The organism is Bacteroides timonensis (assembly GCF_000513195.1).
Lineage (GTDB): Bacteria > Bacteroidota > Bacteroidia > Bacteroidales > Bacteroidaceae > Bacteroides > Bacteroides timonensis.
This window is the reverse complement of sequence record NZ_CBVI010000091.1, coordinates 20,271-37,789: the sequence shown is the minus strand read 5'-3', so window position 1 is coordinate 37,789 and position 17,519 is coordinate 20,271. Positions and strand designations below refer to the sequence as shown.

The following is a 17,519-nucleotide window of genomic DNA, read 5'->3' as shown; positions in this document are numbered from 1 at the left end:
TAATGATGAGACGGACAATCTATACATACTGTTCCCTGTTATTGGCAACTGTGTTGCTACCGGTTGCTATTTCGTGTACCAGCCGCTGCGGAACTATTGACGAGTCGCGATTATCCTATATCGATACTCGTGTAGGTACCGCCCCCAGTGCGACCCATACAGCGGGGTTGTTTGGCAGGGATACGGAAGAATACGGGCAAACCCTCCCGGCGGTACTCGAACCCAACGGAATGAACTTCTGGACTGCGCAGACGCGGGACACGGAGCAGAAATGCATAGCACCCTATTATTACGCGGATACTCTGCTGCAAGGCTTTCGTAACTCCCACTGGATTGTGGGCGGATGTACGCAGGACTACGGTTCTATGACGCTGATGCCGCTCTTCGGTGTATTGCGTTGCCAGCCGGAAGCACGTTCCACCCGTTTCTCCCATGAGAAAGAAATGGCAACTCCTGCTTATTATACGGTTCCCCTGCCGGATGAGAATATCTCTGCCGAAATGACGGGGCGTTCGCGTTCCGCGATATTCCGTTTCACTTACAACAAAGCGGGAAAAGGTTATCTGGTGGTAAACCCTAACAGTGATGAGGGTCAGGGATACATCTGCATCGATACCCTCAACAATCAGATCTACGGATATAATCCTGTTCACCGCATTTATCAGGGCTGGGGCAAACCGGCAGGGTATAGCGGGCATTTCATCGTCCAGCTGCAAAAGAAGCCGACGGGGTACGGTGTGTTCAAGGGAGATTCCCTGTCTCCAGGTGCCACCCGGATAGGAGATGCGGCGCAGATAGGGGCTTATGTGGAGTTTGATGTGACCGAGGGTGAAGAAGTATTGGTGAAGGCCGCTTCCTCCTTTACCGACCGGGACGGTGTTTTGAAGAACCTGAAAGCTGAAATCCCTCATTGGGACTTTGGACAGACTTGCACAGAACTAAGACAAATCTGGGAGAAACACCTCTCCACCATTGATGTAGAGACCGAACGACTTGCAGATAAGGAAATGTTTTACGGTGCTTTCTATCGTGCCTCTTTCCTGCCGCATACGTTCAATGATGTGGACGGACGTTATCCCTCTTTTGCGAATGGAGCCCCGATACGGCAACTTCCTGAAGGAGAGACGTATTATGAAGATTACAGCATGTGGGATACCTACCGTGCCCTGCATCCAATGATAAATCTGCTTTTCCCGACCAAAGGCGGAGATATGATGCAATCTCTGGTGCATAAATATGAGCAAGGCGGGTGGCTACCCATTTTCCCTTGCTGGAATAGCTATACCGCCGCTATGATAGGCGATCATTGTATCTCCGCCATCAGTGATGCCTACTGTAAGGGAATTCGCAATTTCGATGTGGACAAGGCTTATGAAGGAATGCGTAAGAATGCCTTTGAAACTCCTTCCAACCCTGATGAATATAAAAACGGTATGGGGCGTCGCGCTCTGACCTCTTATCTGGAGTACGGATATATTCCTCTTGAAGACGGTGTACCCGACGCCTTTCATACCCAGGAACAGGTATCACGTACCTTAGAGTATGCTTATGATGACTTTGCCCTTGCACAGATGGCGAAAGCTTTGGGTAAGACGGATGATTACCAGGCATTGATACGGCGTGCTGCCAATTATCGCAATGTGATAGATCCCCGTACGGGATATGCCCAGGGGCGCCATGCCGATGGTACTTTTCTGAATGATGCCAATGCTTTTAATTTTGCCCGTTTTATTACTGAAGGTGCCCCCTGTCACTATACCTGGTACGTGCCGCAAGATCCATACGGACTGATGGCAAGTATGGGAGGGAAAGATGAGTATGTAGCCAAGTTGGATTCCATGTTCAGCGAACAGCGTTACTGGCATGGAAACGAGCCGTGTCATCAGGTTGCTTATATGTTCAATTATGCAGGCGAACCCTGGAAGACCCAGCGTGCCGTCCGCCACGTTATGGAAACGGAATATCTGAATGAACCGGGCGGACTTTCCGGCAATGACGATGCCGGACAGATGTCGGCTTGGTATATGTTTTCCGCTATGGGATTCTATCCGGTGTGTCCCGGTACTCCGTATTATATACTTGCCAGCCCCTCATACCCCAGCTTCACGCTGAATCTTGAGAGTGGAAAGAAGTTCACAGTGAAAGCCCGTAACGCATCGCAGAAGAATATCTATATTCAGTCGGCAACGCTGAACGGGGAACCTTATGCGCGTAATTACATTACCCATCAGGATATAGTGAATGGTGGCGTGATGGAGTTTGTGATGGGGGATGAACCGAATAAAGAGTGGGGAGCGGGAGCGGAAAACTGTCCGCCTGGGATGATGAAGTGACAAGTTAACTTTTAGAAAGATATATTTATGAGAGCAAAAGCATTCTTGTTTGCCTTGTGCGGCATCTTGCTGTTAGGGGCATGCGGCACTCCGAAGACCGGAGGGACTATTTATAATATTATGGACTACGGAGCCAAAGGTGATGGTGTCACCGATGACGCCGCGGCCATACAAGCCGCTATCGATCAGTGTTCCAAGTCGGGTGGCGGAACGGTGCTGGTTCCGGCGGGGCGTACTTTTATGTGCAGCCCTTTCCATCTGGCCTCGTTTGTAGAACTGCACCTGGAACCTAATTCCTGCCTGCTTGCCAATCCTGATGAGGCTGCCTATACACTGAGTGCTTTCCGTGATAATCGTGGTGAAGGCATGATGTGGATTTATGGTCAAGATCTGAAAGAGGTATCCATCACCGGAACAGGAGCCATGGATGGAAATGGTGTCTCCTTTATGGGTAAGGAACTGGAAGACTCTTATGAACTGAAACCGGTGACCGACTTTGATCCTCGTCCGCATGTACTGACGCTTATCAATATAGAGAAAACAGTAATCCGTGATGTGACAATCCGCAACAGTGCCTATTGGACGGTTCATCTCATCGGTTGCAACGATGTCTCCATCGATGGCATCTCTATCCTGAATAACTTGAAGATACGCAACGGTGACGGCATCGATGTAGACCATTCCAAGAATGTGCGTATAGCCAATTGCCATATCGAATCGGGTGATGACTGCATCTGTCTGAAGAATCGCCGTGAGTTTGAAGAATACGGTTCGTGCGAAGACATAGTTGTGACCAACTGTACTATGGTTTCCCGTTCCTGTGCCATCAAGATCGGTTCGGAAAATATGGATAAGATTAATAATGTACTGTTCAATAACTGTATCATCAAGAACAGTAACCGTGGCATCGGTATCCAGAACCGGGATGAAGGAACGGTTACCAATGTGATTTTCTCCAATATGATTGTGGATTGCATGTTCTTCTCCGATGTCTGGTGGGGAAAGGCGGAACCTATTTATGTGACTTCCTATCCGCGTGCCGTAGGCAATCATAAGGATGCCGGCTGGCGTTTCCCGAAAGGAGCTACCGAAGGACGTTGCGGAGAAGTGAGCCGCGTCTACTTCACAAATATCAAGTGTACCAGCGAGAACGGCATCTTTGTAGGCGGGGATACACAAGACAAAGTGGATCATATCTACTTTGAAGACGTGGACCTGCTATTGCAAAAACGTACGGCTTATGAGGGTGGTATCTATGATAAACGTCCGTGTGTGGACGAAGGATTTATCCATGATAAGACGTATGGGTTCTATATCGATACGGCATCTGATATCCGGATAGATGATTGCACCGTTACCTGGGGGGATATCCGCCCCGACCGGGCGGCGGAAGGCATTGGGCAGAGGGATGTCCGTAATCTGAAGATAAAGGAATGAAAGAGTGATAACTTAAATTCGTCACGAAGATGAGACAAGGCATAATTTTTATATTGTATTTACTGTGTACTTTCACCGCTCGTTCCCAGCCCGTATTGACGCCGGAGCAGACAGGGAGTATTTATTATGCTTATCCTGCCCCTCCATCTGTCCATACCCCTGCTCCGGCAGGATACGAGCCTTTCTATATCAGTCACTACGGTCGCCATGGATCCCGTTGGATGACAGCGGATGAACGTTATACGGAAGTCATCTGTGTTTTTGATTCCCTTTATCAATGTTCTGGGCTTACTCCTCTTGGCATGGATGTACGTCAGCGTCTGCACAAGGTTTGGGAAGATGCCCGCGGATGTAGTGGAAGCATTACTCCCCTTGGCGAACGTCAGCATCGTGAGATAGCCGAACGCATGTATCGCAATTTCCCGCAAGTATTCCGCGAGGATGCTTTCATAGATGCCCGTTCGTCCACTTCCCTGCGTTGTGCTATGAGCATGAGCTATTTTACGGAACGCTTGAAAGAACTGAATCCTGCCTTGCATGTGGAGCGTAGGGCTTACCATCGGTATATGGATTATATAGCTTATACTTCTCCTGAGGGTGAGAAGTTTTCTTCAGAGAAAGCCCCGTGGCGGCGTGGCTTCAGGGAGTTTGAAAAGAAGAACGTTCGTCCCGGACGCATGATGGCTTCCCTGTTTGTGAACCCTGATGCGATAGCTGATCCGGATGCCATGATGCGCAGCCTCTATTGGATTGCTGCCGATATGCAGAATGTAGAGTTGGATTTGTCTTTTTATGATATCTTTGAATACGAGGAGTTGGTAGGCATCTGGAAGACGGTGAATGCCCGCATGTACGTGTGTAATGCTGCTGCTCCGCTCAATGGCGGTCTGATGCCCCGCTGCGCTGTGCCTTTGTTGCGCAATATTCTGGAAAGTGCGGATGTTGCTATAAAGAAGGGAACTCCCGCGGCAGATCTCCGTTTCGGGCATGATACCCATCTCATCCGTCTGCTTGCTTTGATGCGAATAGAGGGGTGCGGCAATCAGGAGACGGATATGGATAAATTCCATCTGGCGTGGCAGGATTATCGGGTCTCTCCTATGGGAGCCAATCTGCAAATCATTTTCTATCGCGATAAGAAGAATGATATACTGGTGAAATTCCTGTTGAACGAATGTGAGGTGACGCTGCCGTTGAAGAGCGAGAAATCGCCATATTATTCGTGGAAAGAGGTGAGGGAGTTCCTGTATAATTTAAAATAACAGTAAATATATCAATTGTTATCTCTTTGTTTTTGATTTAACAGTTAATATATTTATCTTTGTGACATGACAACGAATCACATTACCCAAGCCATGGCCAATCCGGAAATCATAGCGGAATTGGGCAAGCGATTTAAGGAATATAGGCTAACCTATAGGTTCACCCAGAAAGAGGCTGCCGAGAAAGCCGGCGTAAGCCTTATCACTTTGCGGCAATTTGAGAACGGGAAAGCCTATAACATCAATATGGGCAACTTTCTTGCTCTCCTGCGAGTCATAGATTGTTTGGAACAAATGGATGATCTGCTGCCGGAAATTCCCGTTTCTGCATATGCGATGGAGCAAATGAATAAAAGGCCGAAAAGGATAAGACATGGAAAATAATATTGTGAGCGTGATGCTATGGGGAGAAGAAGTCGGAAAGCTCTACTGGGACGAAAGAGGTAAAAGATCCGTCTTCAACTATCACCCGGACTTTATCAAGAAAGGGCTGGAAATCGCCCCACTGACCGCTTCTATCAAAGGATCGGCAGCAAAGGGTATGCCTATGCTCGGAAATAGAGAGAAGATTTATCAAGGTCTCCCACCGTTCCTGGCAGATTCATTGCCGGACCGATGGGGAAACATGGTCTTTGACCAATGGGCGGCACAAAACCATATCCCTAAGCGCAGGCTCACACCGGTAGATAAACTCTCTTTCATCGGGAAACGAGGAATGGGAGCTTTTGAGTTTGTTCCTGCCACTCCCGGATTGGATTCATCCTCCGTCCTCCAGATAGACAGCCTATACCAACTGGCGCGCCGCATCTTTGAGGAGCGGGAAGAAATATCCGTGCAAGATGATGAAGCCTTGCACCTGCAAAGTATCTACGAGGTAGGGACATCAGCCGGAGGACAACATCCGAAAGCCATTATTGCCATCAACGAAACGACGCATGACATACGTTCCGGCCAAGTTCCCTTACCGGAAGGCTATACTTACTACATCCTAAAGTTTGCTGAAGGAGACGATTTCCCGTTCACACAAATGGAAATGGTATATTATGAGATGGCAAAAGAAGCCGGGATTACGATGATGCCTTCTCGACTCATTCAGATTGAAGGGAAACATCACTTCCTTACAGAACGTTATGACAGGGTGAACGGAGAGAAAGCACACATCCAGACACTTGCTGCCATGAATCCCGATGCGACAAGCTATGAGGATTTGTTTGAAGTCTGCCGAAAGCTGAACATTCCGGCAAGCGAACAGTCTGAACTATACCGCCGGGCGGTATTCAATATTATGGGTGGTAATGTGGATGACCATATCAAGAATTTTTCTTTCCTGATGGAGAGAAACGGCATATGGCACATCACCCCTGCCTACGACATGACATTCACCACCAATTTAGATGGTGCGGCCTACGAAAACGTACACTCTATGAGTATTGCAGGAAAAGATAATGGTATCACAGAAGATGACCTGCTGCGATTTGCCAAGCTGAACGGAATCAAGAATGCGAAAAAGATAGTCGAGGCAGTCGGCCTTGCCATCAGCCATTTCTATGATTATGCCACCAATCACCGGATAGATGATTATTGGAAAGACCGTATCGAAGAGCATCTTTCCGGCCTGGTATCTTCGGGTATAGGAGAAACTATGAAACACTACCTGCCCACCATTATCGAACCATACGAAACGGAAGACGGCTTTCAAGTATCAGAAATCAACATTATTGAAAACACCAAGCATGATTTCCGCATTGAGGCTGTTATCAACGGAAAGCGGCGGAAATACATTGCCGGGCGTAAAAGCGATTTGGCCGCTGAAATCATCACCAAAGGCAGAAACAAGATGGTCGTTGAAAACAAGAAAGAACTTGTGGAAAGATTATTGCTGCCTTTTAAGAGGTGAAGACCTTTTTAGGGCGGCAGGCGGAATAGTTATTCCTGCTTCATAATCTTTCCATAAACCACTTGTTTTCCTGCTCCGTAGCGCATCAGCAACCCGCGGTCGATAAAGCTGTTCAGCTCTTTCAGAGCCCGTTGTTTGTCGCATCCCGTCAGTCGGCAGTAGTCAGCGCGGGTGAGGCAAGGGTATTTCGTCAGATGGTCGTTGATTATTTCCAGGCATTTATCTATGTCGCGTTCCCCTTTTTGGGGGCGGGTGAAGGATTCACCCCGTTCCGGCTTTATCTTCCGGCGTACTTCTTTCTTGAACTGGCTGCTCGGTCGGTAGTTGATGTTCTTTAATTTGATGGACTGTGCATGTACGTCCTTTTTCTTCATCACAGGAGGGCCTTGCAGGGATACGGAGAAGTAACCGATATCTCCCATTTCCACAATCCATCCGTCGGCAAGCAAGTCTCTCAATTCATCCTGAAAAGACTGCATGGCGCCTGTAAGCAGGCTGCGGCTCAAACCTGTGAATTTGTGAACACGTTCCAGAAACTCATCCTGACCAATGGTTCCCCTGATAACTACACGGGGGTGAAGCGGTTGTTGTTCGCCTGTCTGCTGTATGTCGGGCGTCTCATAAAGGTCGTACAGTAAGCTCATAATTGTAATTGTTTTAGTTAGGCATTCTGATGTATCCCGCTGCCTGTGGGGATGCGGCTCATCCGCTAGTTTCATTTCGTCAGACTATAGTTTACTTTGCGTATGACTATAGTTATCCGCAAGGAGCACTATAGTCTACCTTTCGGATTACTATAGTTAAACGAACTCGCATTAGGCAACAAAGATAATAAAAATAGGCGGGAAAAAAAATAGAAGTAGCAGGGTTATTGCATCATTGAAGTTTCACAAGTTATTTATAAATTATTCACCGCTTTCCCAGTTAATCCCTAACGGATTGTTGCGCATTCTCCATACCAGCGGCAGCTTCGGATTATCCAGTATCCACATTTCGCATCCTTCCACAGCGTCCTTCACATGAATGAGTGGATAGCCCAAAGCTTTTTCACTGCTGTCCAGAACGGAGTACGTTGTCTGATTGTATACAAGTGTATTCCGTTCCTTCAGCTGTTTATAGGCGGAGCGGGAAAGGAAGTAAACCGTTTCCTCCGGAGAAAGCTGTACGTGCTTTCCGTCTTCCGGTTGCAAGAAGCTGAGCCGTGTAGCTTGTTCTACGGACTCGGGTCCCATGGTATAACTTCCTGATTGCCATTTCAGGTTGCGTTCTATTCCCCAATACAGACAGATTGAATCCTGCCTTTCGCGGAAGGACATTTCGTATTTCCGTGTCTGTCCGTGCAGCTTGAATACAAATAGCAGTGTATCGGGCAAGATATTCTGTGCCAACAGGTTTCCGGTGAAGCCCAGGCACAATAAGGCGGATAGAATTATATGTTTCTTCATCATTTCTTGTTTTCTTCGTTCGACAATAATTGCTGCCCCCATTCACTTGGTTTCTTTCCCATCTTCAGGATCAGTTCACCACCGGCAATGATGTCTTTATGCCGTATAGCTGAGTAAGGGTAAGCCGCTCCGTTCAGTGTGACGGATTGTATGTATCTATTCTTGTCCGAAAGCCCCTGAGTGGAAATCCGGAAAGTCTTTCCGTTATCCAACCGGAAGATTGTTTCTTCCAATAAAGGAGTGTTGATAAGGTAATAATCTTGTCCGGCATTGGGATATAATCCCATCATGTGGAAAGCAAGCCAGGACGACATGGCACCCGAGTCGTCATTACCCGGCAGTCCTACAGGACCATCGTTGTAGTTCCTGGAAATGATTTCGCGGATACGGTCGCTGCTCCGGTAGGGCTTTCCCAACCAATGATAAAGGCAGGGGGAGAGGAAAGACGGTTCATTGTTTACATTGAAGAAGCCCTTGTCGAAGAAAATGTCCAGACGTGTTTCAAACTTTTCTGCACCACCGCATTTCTCTATCAGCCCGGGAACATCGTGCGGTATGCTTAGGGAATATTCCCATGAGGAAGCCTCGTAGAAGAACATGTCCCACCAAGGCGTGTACCAGGGACCTTCGAAAGTGACGGGGGTATAGGTAAAGGTCGGTTTTTGTATATTGGATTTTCCGAAAGTGATTTCATCGAGCCAGTTGCCTTTTTCATCGCGGGGCAGAATGAAACCTTTGGCGCCGGCATGTTCATAATCGTCACGCCAGAGGTTCCTCCAATTTCCGGATTGTTTCAGATAGTGCTGATAAAGGTCTTCTTTTCCCAGCCCTTTGGCAACCGAGGCAATGGCATAATCGCAATAGGAGTATTCCACGGTACGGTTTCCGGCACGGGGAATGCCGTAGGGGATATAACCGAGTTCCAGATAAGGGATCAGTCCGCCCCGTCCTTCTGCTTCATGGCGGTCGCCGGGGCAGACGGTTGCATCTTTCAGCATGGCTTGCAAGCCGAGTTCATAATCTATTCCTTCCAGGTCTTTTACGAAGGCGTCGGCTATTACGATTTCGGCATTGGAGCCGCCTTGTGTACGTCCGTTGCAGTTGCCACTACGGGCATCAGGCATGTAGCCGTCTCGTTTGTAGATGTTGATGAGTGAGCGGACGATGTCTGTTTCGCGTTTCGGATCTATCAGGGTAATGAGCGGTGAAGAAGTGCGATAAGTGTCCCAGATAGCATAGAAATCATCATAATAGGGCTCATTATCTGCCCAGAGAGGATTCTCGCCGCTACGGTCTACAGGCATAATCATGGTGTGATAGAGGCCGGTGTAGAACATGCGTTTCTGTGCTTCGGGGGTACGGGGAGAGATTTCAATCCTTTGAAGCAAGTCTTCCCATTGGGCCAGAAGCTGCTGATGTGCGGTCTCGAATGACCAGTGAGGAATATCGGAATGGGCATTCTGGCGGGCTTTCAATGAGCTGAGGAAGGAGATACCTACTTTCAGCTGTACCACTTCTTCAGAAGGGTTGAAGCGCAGCAGGGCTCCGGTCTTTTGATGTGAGTCGTATTGGAACTTTTCATTTGTTATTTTATCATCTTTCCAAGTAGCTGTATTTATGAAGGGTTTGTCCGTTTCTGCATAAAAGTAGACAGTATAGGCACGACCGTTGTTCCATCCGCCACGGATACGGGTATAGCCGATGACTTCGCGGTCGGAGATGATTTGTATTTCGGAGCCTGCAAATTGTTGTGCCTCGCGTGCATCGGGTACGGGACTTTCACCTAAGAAGAATCCGACATCAATTGCCAGCGATTTCAGGGAGTCTGCGGGATAGGTAAAGCGGTAGAAGGAGGCACGGGGTGCGGTGGTTATCTCGGTACGGATGCCGGAGAACTGGAACAGGGTGGAGTAATATCCTAATTGGATGGTTTCGTCCTTGCGGTGGTCGATATGCTTTATTCGGTCCATACCATGGCCGAAAGGCATTACGAGGATATTGCCGTATTTGGGCCCGCCGCCTGTTCCGCTGACGTGTACCTGTGAGAAACCATCTACCTGCTCGGGCATCGGGAGCCAGCCGCTGTTGGGTCGTGGAGTGCAGTCGGGTGAGGGCTTCACCATTCCGTAGGGACAGGAAGGGCCGATGAAGACGCGTCCCAGTCCTTCGGAGCCGATGCGGGGATCGATGTAATCGGTGAGTCCGTTGTTCTGTGCGGAAAAGTTTGCTGAGAACAGGAATAAGACGGATAGTGTGAGGAGTTTGCTTTTCATTGGCGGTTGTTTTTTTAATGGTAAAGCCCCGAACACTGTAACCGACTGATTTGGGTGTATCGGTTGCAATGCGGGGCTTTGGGTTTTAGAAACTCTAAAAGAAAACAATTACTTGTTTTTTATATTTCATGATAAATGAATCTATTCTCAAAAGTAGTTCCTGTTGGAATTGATTATACTGTGTTGTCTACGCTATTTGATTGTTTATGGGATTTAGAGAGAGACTTTGCATTACGAAACAAAAAGCATTTGCATGTAATGCAAGTCTCTTTTAGATTAGTGATATCGTTTTATTTAATAACCGAAATTCTGTTTCCAGTTGGTGTTTTTGTTCAGCCATTCGGTATGAATAGGGAAGATACGACGCCACTTCTCATTTTGGGCTTTGGGATTGACTACATGTTTGAGTCCCCAGTCATCTTCGAACTTACCAAAACGTATCAAATCATTACGTCGCCAGTTTTCGTCAAAGAACTCGCGTCCGCGTTCGTCCAATAAGTCTTGGAGGGTGGGATTGCCTTGTACGCTTGGCGCTCCGACATAAGTACGGATTTGGTTCATGAGGGATGCTGGCGTGTCACTGTTGGTAGCTGTTCCTCCGCGGAGAATAGCTTCTGCCTTGGTCAGTAAGATGTCGGCATAGCGGAAGATAGGTACATCATTGTTTTGGTTGCGGTTACCAATCGCATAGTCTTCGTAAGACGGGAACCATTTAACGGATTTGTAGCCTTGTGACCAACCATTCACGTTTTTACCTGTGTTCAATTGTCCTCTGAACTCTCCTGCTGGACCATTATCTATGGCGATTTCTTTAGTGAATACTAATTGTTTGCCTTCATACATGCAAGGGGTATTTGTTTGCTCCCTGTTGTTGTCGAAGTTGTAGATAGGGCCACCGATAATTACTTTATTGCGTTCGTCTCCTTCTAAGCAGAATAAATCTACGATATGTGGATTAATAGCCATATTGCCTCCTACCGACTTCTCGATCTTGAAGTTGTAATAACTGGGCTCCATCTTGTTGGATTGTCTCCAGGTACGGAAACGAGCGTAAGTCATACCTGTTTGGGTAATGCGGTCATAAGGCATGGCATAGATGAAATCCTTGATGTGTGATCCATTTTCCGGCCAGAACTTTTCACGGTAACTGTTGCCTAATTCAAAAAGACCGGATTCAATAATCTCATCGCATATGGCTATACAGTCGTTTAGCTTAGGATTGGGAGTATCAGGAGTGTAGGTGGCTACATCACTGCAAGTGTACACATTCCAATTGATGTATAATTTGGCAAGTAGTGCTTTCGCCATCCAGTAGTTCGGTTTCCCATAAGTGGATTGGTCTGATTTTTGGGACAGATTGGGAAGGGCTTTCAACAGATCTTTTTCGATAAATTCTGCTACTTTGGCACGTGGCGAGCGGTCTATGGCTTCGTTCTCTTCGATTTTATGGTCAAGAATGGGCATATCACCAAACTGATCCATCAATACAAAATGATAGAAAGCGCGCATGACCAAAGCCGGTGCGGCAGCCTCACTGTCTTCTCCACCTAACTCGACGATGACCGAGTTGCATTTTGTGATGCCACCGGTCAAATCTTCAGGCCAGTAACCAATGCTGACATCATCCGGAGTAATACTATGGAGTGTAGGATAGGCATTTTCTCCATTATTCCAATAATCCAGTTCAAAACTAATACCCGTGAATTCATCAGAAGAGAATGACTGAAGGTCGTTGAAGCGACGTCCTAAAGCATTCCTAAAGGCATAATAGGTATCTGCCAGTTTGGCTTCTACCGCAATCTCCGAGTTGGGAAACTCTGTATATTGTGACTTGATATCTACATCCAAGTCTGTACAACCGGTAATGCCGATCAGTAATCCGGCTGCTAAGTATAGTTTGATTCTATTTTTCATATTCTGTTTTTCTATTAGAAATTAACATTAAGTCCTAACATAAATGTACGTGTGCGCGGGTAATAGGTTTCGCGACTGTCAATGCCTGGAGCCAGACCACCCAAATTGATTTCAGGGTCACGGCCTTCATAGCCGGTGATGGTGAATACATTGTTGCAGGTGGCTGTCAGTTTTAGGCTGTTGATCCAATTACCTAACTTACCGAAGTCATAAGAGAGGTTCAGCGAAGAAAGTCGCAAATAACTTCCGTTCTCTAAGTAACGGTCGGACGGGGCATTGGCATTGGCATCGTTGGCTTTCTGTTCGGTGATAATTTCGCGCAATCCGTTCTTACCCACTTTGAGGTTGCTGACATTATTGTATTGTGCACGGGTGGAGTTGAGGATTTTGTTGCCAAACACTCCTTGGAAGAATGCCGTCAACGTCCATTTTTTGTAGGACAGCGTGTTGTTCCATCCCAAATTAAGTTTGGGCTGTGCACATCCCACTTTGCGACGGTCTTTATTTTGTGGATCATTAGTGGTACCTATCAGTTCACCGCTATTTTCATCATAAGAGTTGAATATTGATACTCCGCTTTCGTCATAACCTGCCCATTCCCACATATAGAACGTGCCGATGGGTTCTCCTTCCATAATGCGTTGAGTGTTTATTCCTACGAAACCACCGACATTAGGGTTACCTTGATCAATGTAGGATACAGAATAAGCAGCATTTGAGAGCTTTTCAACCACATTTTTATTGTGAGAAAGGTTCAGCGTAGTTGACCATTGGAAGTTTTTCATTTGTACAGGGATAGCGTTAATGGTCAGTTCGATGCCTTTATTGCTGATTTCGCCTACATTAGCGGTCATTTCCTTGTAGGGATAACGGTTGGTAGAAACCGGATAGTCATATATCAAGTCTTTGGTGCGCTTGTCATAGTACTCAATGGTACCGCCTAAACGTCCGTTTAACACTGAGAAATCAATGCCGATGTTGAACATGCTGGTTTGTTCCCACTTTAAGTCAGGATTGGCATTGCGTACGGCGGCCAGTGTGCGGTAGTCAGATGTTTTACCACTGGCATCTGTGTAAGAGAACCATCCTGTGGCTCCATAAATAGGTTGTGCTGTATAAGCGTCAAATCCCAGAGAATTACCGCTGACACCATATCCTATGCGGAACTTCAAATCGTCGAAGATATTCATGTTTTTCATGAAGTCTTCTTCTGAAGCGCGCCATGCTATTGATGCTGAAGGAAAGGTGGCCCAACGGTTGTTTTTACCGAAGGCAGAGGAACCGTCGCGACGAACAGTAGCTTGCACAAGGTATTTGCTGTTGAAAGAGTAATTGGCGCGGGCATAAAGCGAAATCATTCGTAAGGTAGATTCAGCTGATGACCAGATATCTGTCATATCCATTTTATTTCCAATACCCATGTTTTTGTAACCGAGTAAGTCGTTGTAAAAATCATATACACTCAGACCGTAGCCATCGGCTGTGGTACCTTCTTCCCAAGAATAACCGACCATTAAACCTAATTTGTGTATTTGGTTGAAAGTCTTGTCGTAATTGAGGTAAGTTTCAAATACTTTTTTGTGGTCAGCTGTAGTATGGCGATGGGCTTTACCGTTCATCTTAACAATTTGCGATTTGCTTGAGTTATAGTCACTCCAGAGGAATTGTTCGTTCTGGTAGGATATTGTGGCATTCCATACTAACCCGTCATATAATTCTAATGCTGCTTTTCCTGTGCCTTGCAAGCGTTTCACTTCATGGTCATGGCGGTCTTCATTAATCATTGACATCGGATTGTAGTTCTGTGATACGCCTTGGTATTCGGACCAATTACCGTTTTCATCACGGACAGGAACCAGCGGAGAGTAGTAATTCATGGCATCGTATACGCTTGTACCGTCCTTTCCGGTCTCTACAGAGTGGTTGTTGGTGACACTTGCATTAATGTTGAGCGAGAGTGTCAGACGGTCGTTTAAAGCCTTGCTTTGTACAAATGCGCGGCCGATGAGGCGATCCATTTCTGTGCCGCGGATAATGCCCTGTTTCTCCATGTAGTTGACACTGGCATTATAGGTCGTATGCTCATTTCCACCGGAGATAGATACGTTGTGATTGTGGGTGATGGCAGTGCGTTGAACTTCATCCTGCCAGTTTACGTCACCACCATAGTCATTGTCGATGGTAAAGTTGTTGGCTTTGGCATAGGCGCGCAGTTCGGAAGCCGACATCATATCGAGGTTCTTTAGTACATTATCGAATGCTACATAACCGCTGTAGTTCACTGTAGCTTTGTCACTCTTTCCTTTTTTGGTAGTAACAATGATTACACCATTAGCTGCTTTTGAACCATATATAGCTGTTGCTGTTGCATCGCGAAGCACATCAATGCTTTCGATATCTTCGGGAGCAACCATAGCCAATGATACTCCGGGTACTCCGTCCACAATGTAATAGGGTTCCATCGCTGCACCAGGACGTAACGAAGAAGCGCCGCGCAGGGTGATAGAGGCTGTTCCGCCATTCGGGTCACTACTCTGAACGATAGTCAGACCAGGAACTTTACCCTGAAGAAGCTGAGCGGGGTCAGTATAAGTACCCACATTCAGCTTATCCGCTTTTACTGTTGTAATAGAGCTGGTTACATCTTTACGTGTCATGCTGCCGTAGCCCACTACCACTACTTCGTCCAACAATTCAGTATCTTCATTCATCGTCACGTTAACGACGTTTTGGGTTACCTTTACTTCCTGTTTTGTATAACCTATAAAAGAGAAAACAAGTGTTTTCCCTTTTTCTATATTCAGGGAGTATTTACCGTCTATATCGGTAATACATCCGTTGGTGGTGCCGGCCTCCAACACATTGACACCGATTAACGGCTCACCTGTCTTGTCTGTTACAGTACCGGTCACCTTGTTCTGGGCAAATGCTAAGGTACTACTTAGCAAGAACACTACAAAGAGCATGCTTTGTGCAAATGTCCTTTTTCTTTTTAATTGTACATTCAGCATAAAATAAAGTTTTAGTTATAAAATAAGTTTCTTATTTCTCTGTATTTATAAATATTGTTTTGGCTGCAAAAGTAAGGCTGATATATTACAAATATATTTCTTTAGTATTACATATCTAATGTAATATATTGATGTTTAATTAAATAGTCGGAGGTGTGATAAAAGAGAATTTGCTTTACATTACAATGATTAGAAAGCTGTAATGTAAAGAATAAATATAGATATTCTTTGCTGCCCTTAATTATAGGTGTCAGCTTAGGGAAAAAACGGGATAATGTCTTTGCCTCCATAGTATTTTAGATTTTGATTACTGCAAATCTACGCCAATACTATTGGGGTCAGGGAGAAAATGATGCAAATTAGGGGGAAAATAGTGAACTATCGTTTTTTTCCGGATTATCCCGCCCAGTCTTCTCTATCCAGATTCCTGTATCCGATGGCTTCTGCCAGATGTGAGGGCTGTATCAGGTCACTGTTTTCAAGGTCGGCAATGGTACGCGCTACTTTCAGTATGCGGTCGTAGGCACGGGCGGAAAGATTAAGCCTGTTCATCGCATTTTTCAGCAAGGCAAGACCTTTGTCATCCGGACGAGCATACAGGGAAAGCAGTTTACTGCTCATCTGTGCATTGCAGTAAATACCCGGGATATCCGCATACCTGTTTTCCTGAATTTGCCGGGCGGAGATTACACGCTCCCGTATGATGGAACTCGCTTCTCCCGGATGTGCATCGGACATTTTCTCAAAAGGTACGGGGACTACTTCGATTTGTAGGTCGATGCGGTCAAGTAGAGGACCGGATATACGGTTCAGGTATTTTTGTACCTGTCCCGGACTGCATACACAAGCTTTTGTCGGATGATTGTAATATCCGCAAGGGCATGGGTTCATGGAGGCTACCAGCATAAAACTGGCAGGGTATTCCACATTGCTTTTCACGCGGGAAATGGTGATCTTCCGGTCTTCCAGCGGTTGGCGGAGGACTTCCAGTACGCTGCGGTTGAATTCCGGCAACTCGTCCAGAAATAAAATACCATTATGGGCAAGGCTGATTTCTCCCGGTTGTGGGTAACTGCCTCCACCGGTCATGGCTACTGTGGAGATGGTGTGATGCGGATCGCGGAACGGGCGTTTTGAAATAAGCCCCGTATTGTTTTGCAGTCTTCCTGCCACAGAATGTATTTTTGTAGTTTCAAGGCTCTCTCCCAGGGACAGTGGAGGAAGAATGGATGGTAATCTTTTGGCAAGCATGGATTTTCCGCTTCCCGGGGCACCAATCAGGATTATATTATGTCCTCCTGCCGCGGCTACTTCCAGTGCGCGTTTTACGTTTTCCTGTCCTTTTACATCCGCGAAGTCCAGATCAAAGCTACTTTGTTGTGCATAAAATTCTTCGCGGGTGTTGACTATGGTAGGAGTGAGCTCCTGCTTCCCGTTGAAGAATTCTATTACCTCTTTGATGTTTTCAACTCCATATACTTGAATCTGATTGACTACTGCCGCTTCAAGAGCGTTCTGTCTGGGTATAATGATTCCTTCGAATCCTAATTCACGTGCTTTGATGGCAATGGGCAGTGCTCCTTTGATGGGTTGCAGGCTACCGTCCAGACTCAGCTCGCCCATCATCAGGTAGCGGTTCAGCTTATCCGATTGGATTACCTCTCCGGCGGCAAGCATACCAATGGCAAGGGGCAGGTCGTAAGCGGAGCCTTCTTTCCGGATATCGGCAGGTGCCATGTTGATGACGATATTGCTGGTCGGTATCCGGTAGCCATTGACCTGTAATGCGGAAATGATACGTTGATGGCTCTCCTTGACGGCAGAGTCCGGCAGTCCGACGAGGTAGAACATACAACCTCTTGAACTGTTTACTTCGATGGTGATGAGGGTTGCGTCAATGCCTTGCACAGCCGCTCCGAAAACTTTGATTAGCACGTGTTTATTAGT

11 protein-coding genes are annotated in these 17,519 nt (G+C 46.6%); 5 read left to right on the top strand and 6 right to left on the bottom strand.

All coding sequences use genetic code 11. The annotated features are described in order from the left end of the window. Positions 1-2 precede the first annotated feature (2 nt). From BN161_RS16840 to BN161_RS16820, 5 genes are all read left to right on the top strand, one after another. A complete protein-coding gene (locus BN161_RS16840) occupies positions 3-2,333 on the top strand; it encodes a GH92 family glycosyl hydrolase (RefSeq protein WP_394332301.1) in 2,331 nt (776 codons plus the stop codon). A gap of 27 nt (positions 2,334-2,360) precedes the next feature. Further along, positions 2,361-3,770: a glycoside hydrolase family 28 protein gene (locus BN161_RS16835; RefSeq protein ID WP_044268442.1), complete on the top strand. Its 1,410-nt coding sequence runs from the start codon at positions 2,361-2,363 to the stop codon at positions 3,768-3,770. A 29-nt stretch (positions 3,771-3,799) separates the two neighbouring features. Next, a complete protein-coding gene (locus BN161_RS16830; protein WP_052356315.1) occupies positions 3,800-5,032 on the top strand; it encodes a histidine phosphatase family protein in 1,233 nt (410 codons plus the stop codon). Positions 5,033-5,098: 66 nt separating this feature from the next. Continuing rightward, complete coding sequence (locus BN161_RS16825; protein ID WP_044268440.1) at positions 5,099-5,416, top strand: helix-turn-helix domain-containing protein; 318 nt, start codon at positions 5,099-5,101, stop codon at positions 5,414-5,416. Next, positions 5,406-6,929, top strand: coding sequence for a type II toxin-antitoxin system HipA family toxin (locus BN161_RS16820; RefSeq protein WP_044268437.1), 1,524 nt, complete (start codon positions 5,406-5,408; stop codon positions 6,927-6,929). The genes BN161_RS16825 and BN161_RS16820 overlap by 11 nt, the downstream gene beginning before the upstream one ends. 29 nt (positions 6,930-6,958) lie before the next feature. On the opposite strand, the gene BN161_RS16815 is transcribed toward BN161_RS16820, so the two are convergent. The 6 genes from BN161_RS16815 to BN161_RS16790 form a co-directional block, all read right to left on the bottom strand. Further along, positions 6,959-7,573: an HU family DNA-binding protein gene (locus BN161_RS16815; RefSeq protein ID WP_044268434.1), complete on the bottom strand. Its 615-nt coding sequence runs from the start codon at positions 7,571-7,573 to the stop codon at positions 6,959-6,961. 261 nt (positions 7,574-7,834) lie between these two features. Beyond that, positions 7,835-8,377 (bottom strand): hypothetical protein, encoded by a 543-nt coding sequence (locus BN161_RS16810; RefSeq protein WP_244436533.1) that lies wholly within the window; start codon positions 8,375-8,377, stop codon positions 7,835-7,837. Next, positions 8,374-10,647, bottom strand: a complete 2,274-nt coding sequence (locus BN161_RS16805; RefSeq protein WP_044268429.1) for a GH92 family glycosyl hydrolase — start codon at positions 10,645-10,647, stop codon at positions 8,374-8,376. The genes BN161_RS16810 and BN161_RS16805 overlap by 4 nt, the downstream gene beginning before the upstream one ends. Positions 10,648-10,941: 294 nt before the next feature. Further along, positions 10,942-12,561 (bottom strand): RagB/SusD family nutrient uptake outer membrane protein, encoded by a 1,620-nt coding sequence (locus BN161_RS16800; protein ID WP_044268427.1) that lies wholly within the window; start codon positions 12,559-12,561, stop codon positions 10,942-10,944. 14 nt (positions 12,562-12,575) lie between these two features. Continuing rightward, positions 12,576-15,572 (bottom strand): SusC/RagA family TonB-linked outer membrane protein, encoded by a 2,997-nt coding sequence (locus tag BN161_RS16795; RefSeq protein ID WP_044268424.1) that lies wholly within the window; start codon positions 15,570-15,572, stop codon positions 12,576-12,578. Between the two features lie 396 nt (positions 15,573-15,968). Beyond that, a complete protein-coding gene (locus BN161_RS16790; RefSeq protein WP_044268421.1) occupies positions 15,969-17,507 on the bottom strand; it encodes a YifB family Mg chelatase-like AAA ATPase in 1,539 nt (512 codons plus the stop codon). Positions 17,508-17,519 lie beyond the last annotated feature (12 nt).

What these genes read in the sequence shown, in the direction of transcription:
- BN161_RS16840 (WP_394332301.1), top strand. Translation starts at nt 3, where the DNA reads ATGATGAGACGGACAATCTATACATACTGTTCCCTGTTATTGGCAACT.
- BN161_RS16835 (WP_044268442.1), top strand. Translation starts at nt 2,361, where the DNA reads ATGAGAGCAAAAGCATTCTTGTTTGCCTTGTGCGGCATCTTGCTGTTA.
- BN161_RS16830 (WP_052356315.1), top strand. Translation starts at nt 3,800, where the DNA reads ATGAGACAAGGCATAATTTTTATATTGTATTTACTGTGTACTTTCACC.
- BN161_RS16825 (WP_044268440.1), top strand. Translation starts at nt 5,099, where the DNA reads ATGACAACGAATCACATTACCCAAGCCATGGCCAATCCGGAAATCATA.
- BN161_RS16820 (WP_044268437.1), top strand. Translation starts at nt 5,406, where the DNA reads ATGGAAAATAATATTGTGAGCGTGATGCTATGGGGAGAAGAAGTCGGA.
- BN161_RS16815 (WP_044268434.1), bottom strand. Translation starts at nt 7,573, where the DNA reads ATGAGCTTACTGTACGACCTTTATGAGACGCCCGACATACAGCAGACA.
- BN161_RS16810 (WP_244436533.1), bottom strand. Translation starts at nt 8,377, where the DNA reads ATGATGAAGAAACATATAATTCTATCCGCCTTATTGTGCCTGGGCTTC.
- BN161_RS16805 (WP_044268429.1), bottom strand. Translation starts at nt 10,647, where the DNA reads ATGAAAAGCAAACTCCTCACACTATCCGTCTTATTCCTGTTCTCAGCA.
- BN161_RS16800 (WP_044268427.1), bottom strand. Translation starts at nt 12,561, where the DNA reads ATGAAAAATAGAATCAAACTATACTTAGCAGCCGGATTACTGATCGGC.
- BN161_RS16795 (WP_044268424.1), bottom strand. Translation starts at nt 15,572, where the DNA reads ATGCTGAATGTACAATTAAAAAGAAAAAGGACATTTGCACAAAGCATG.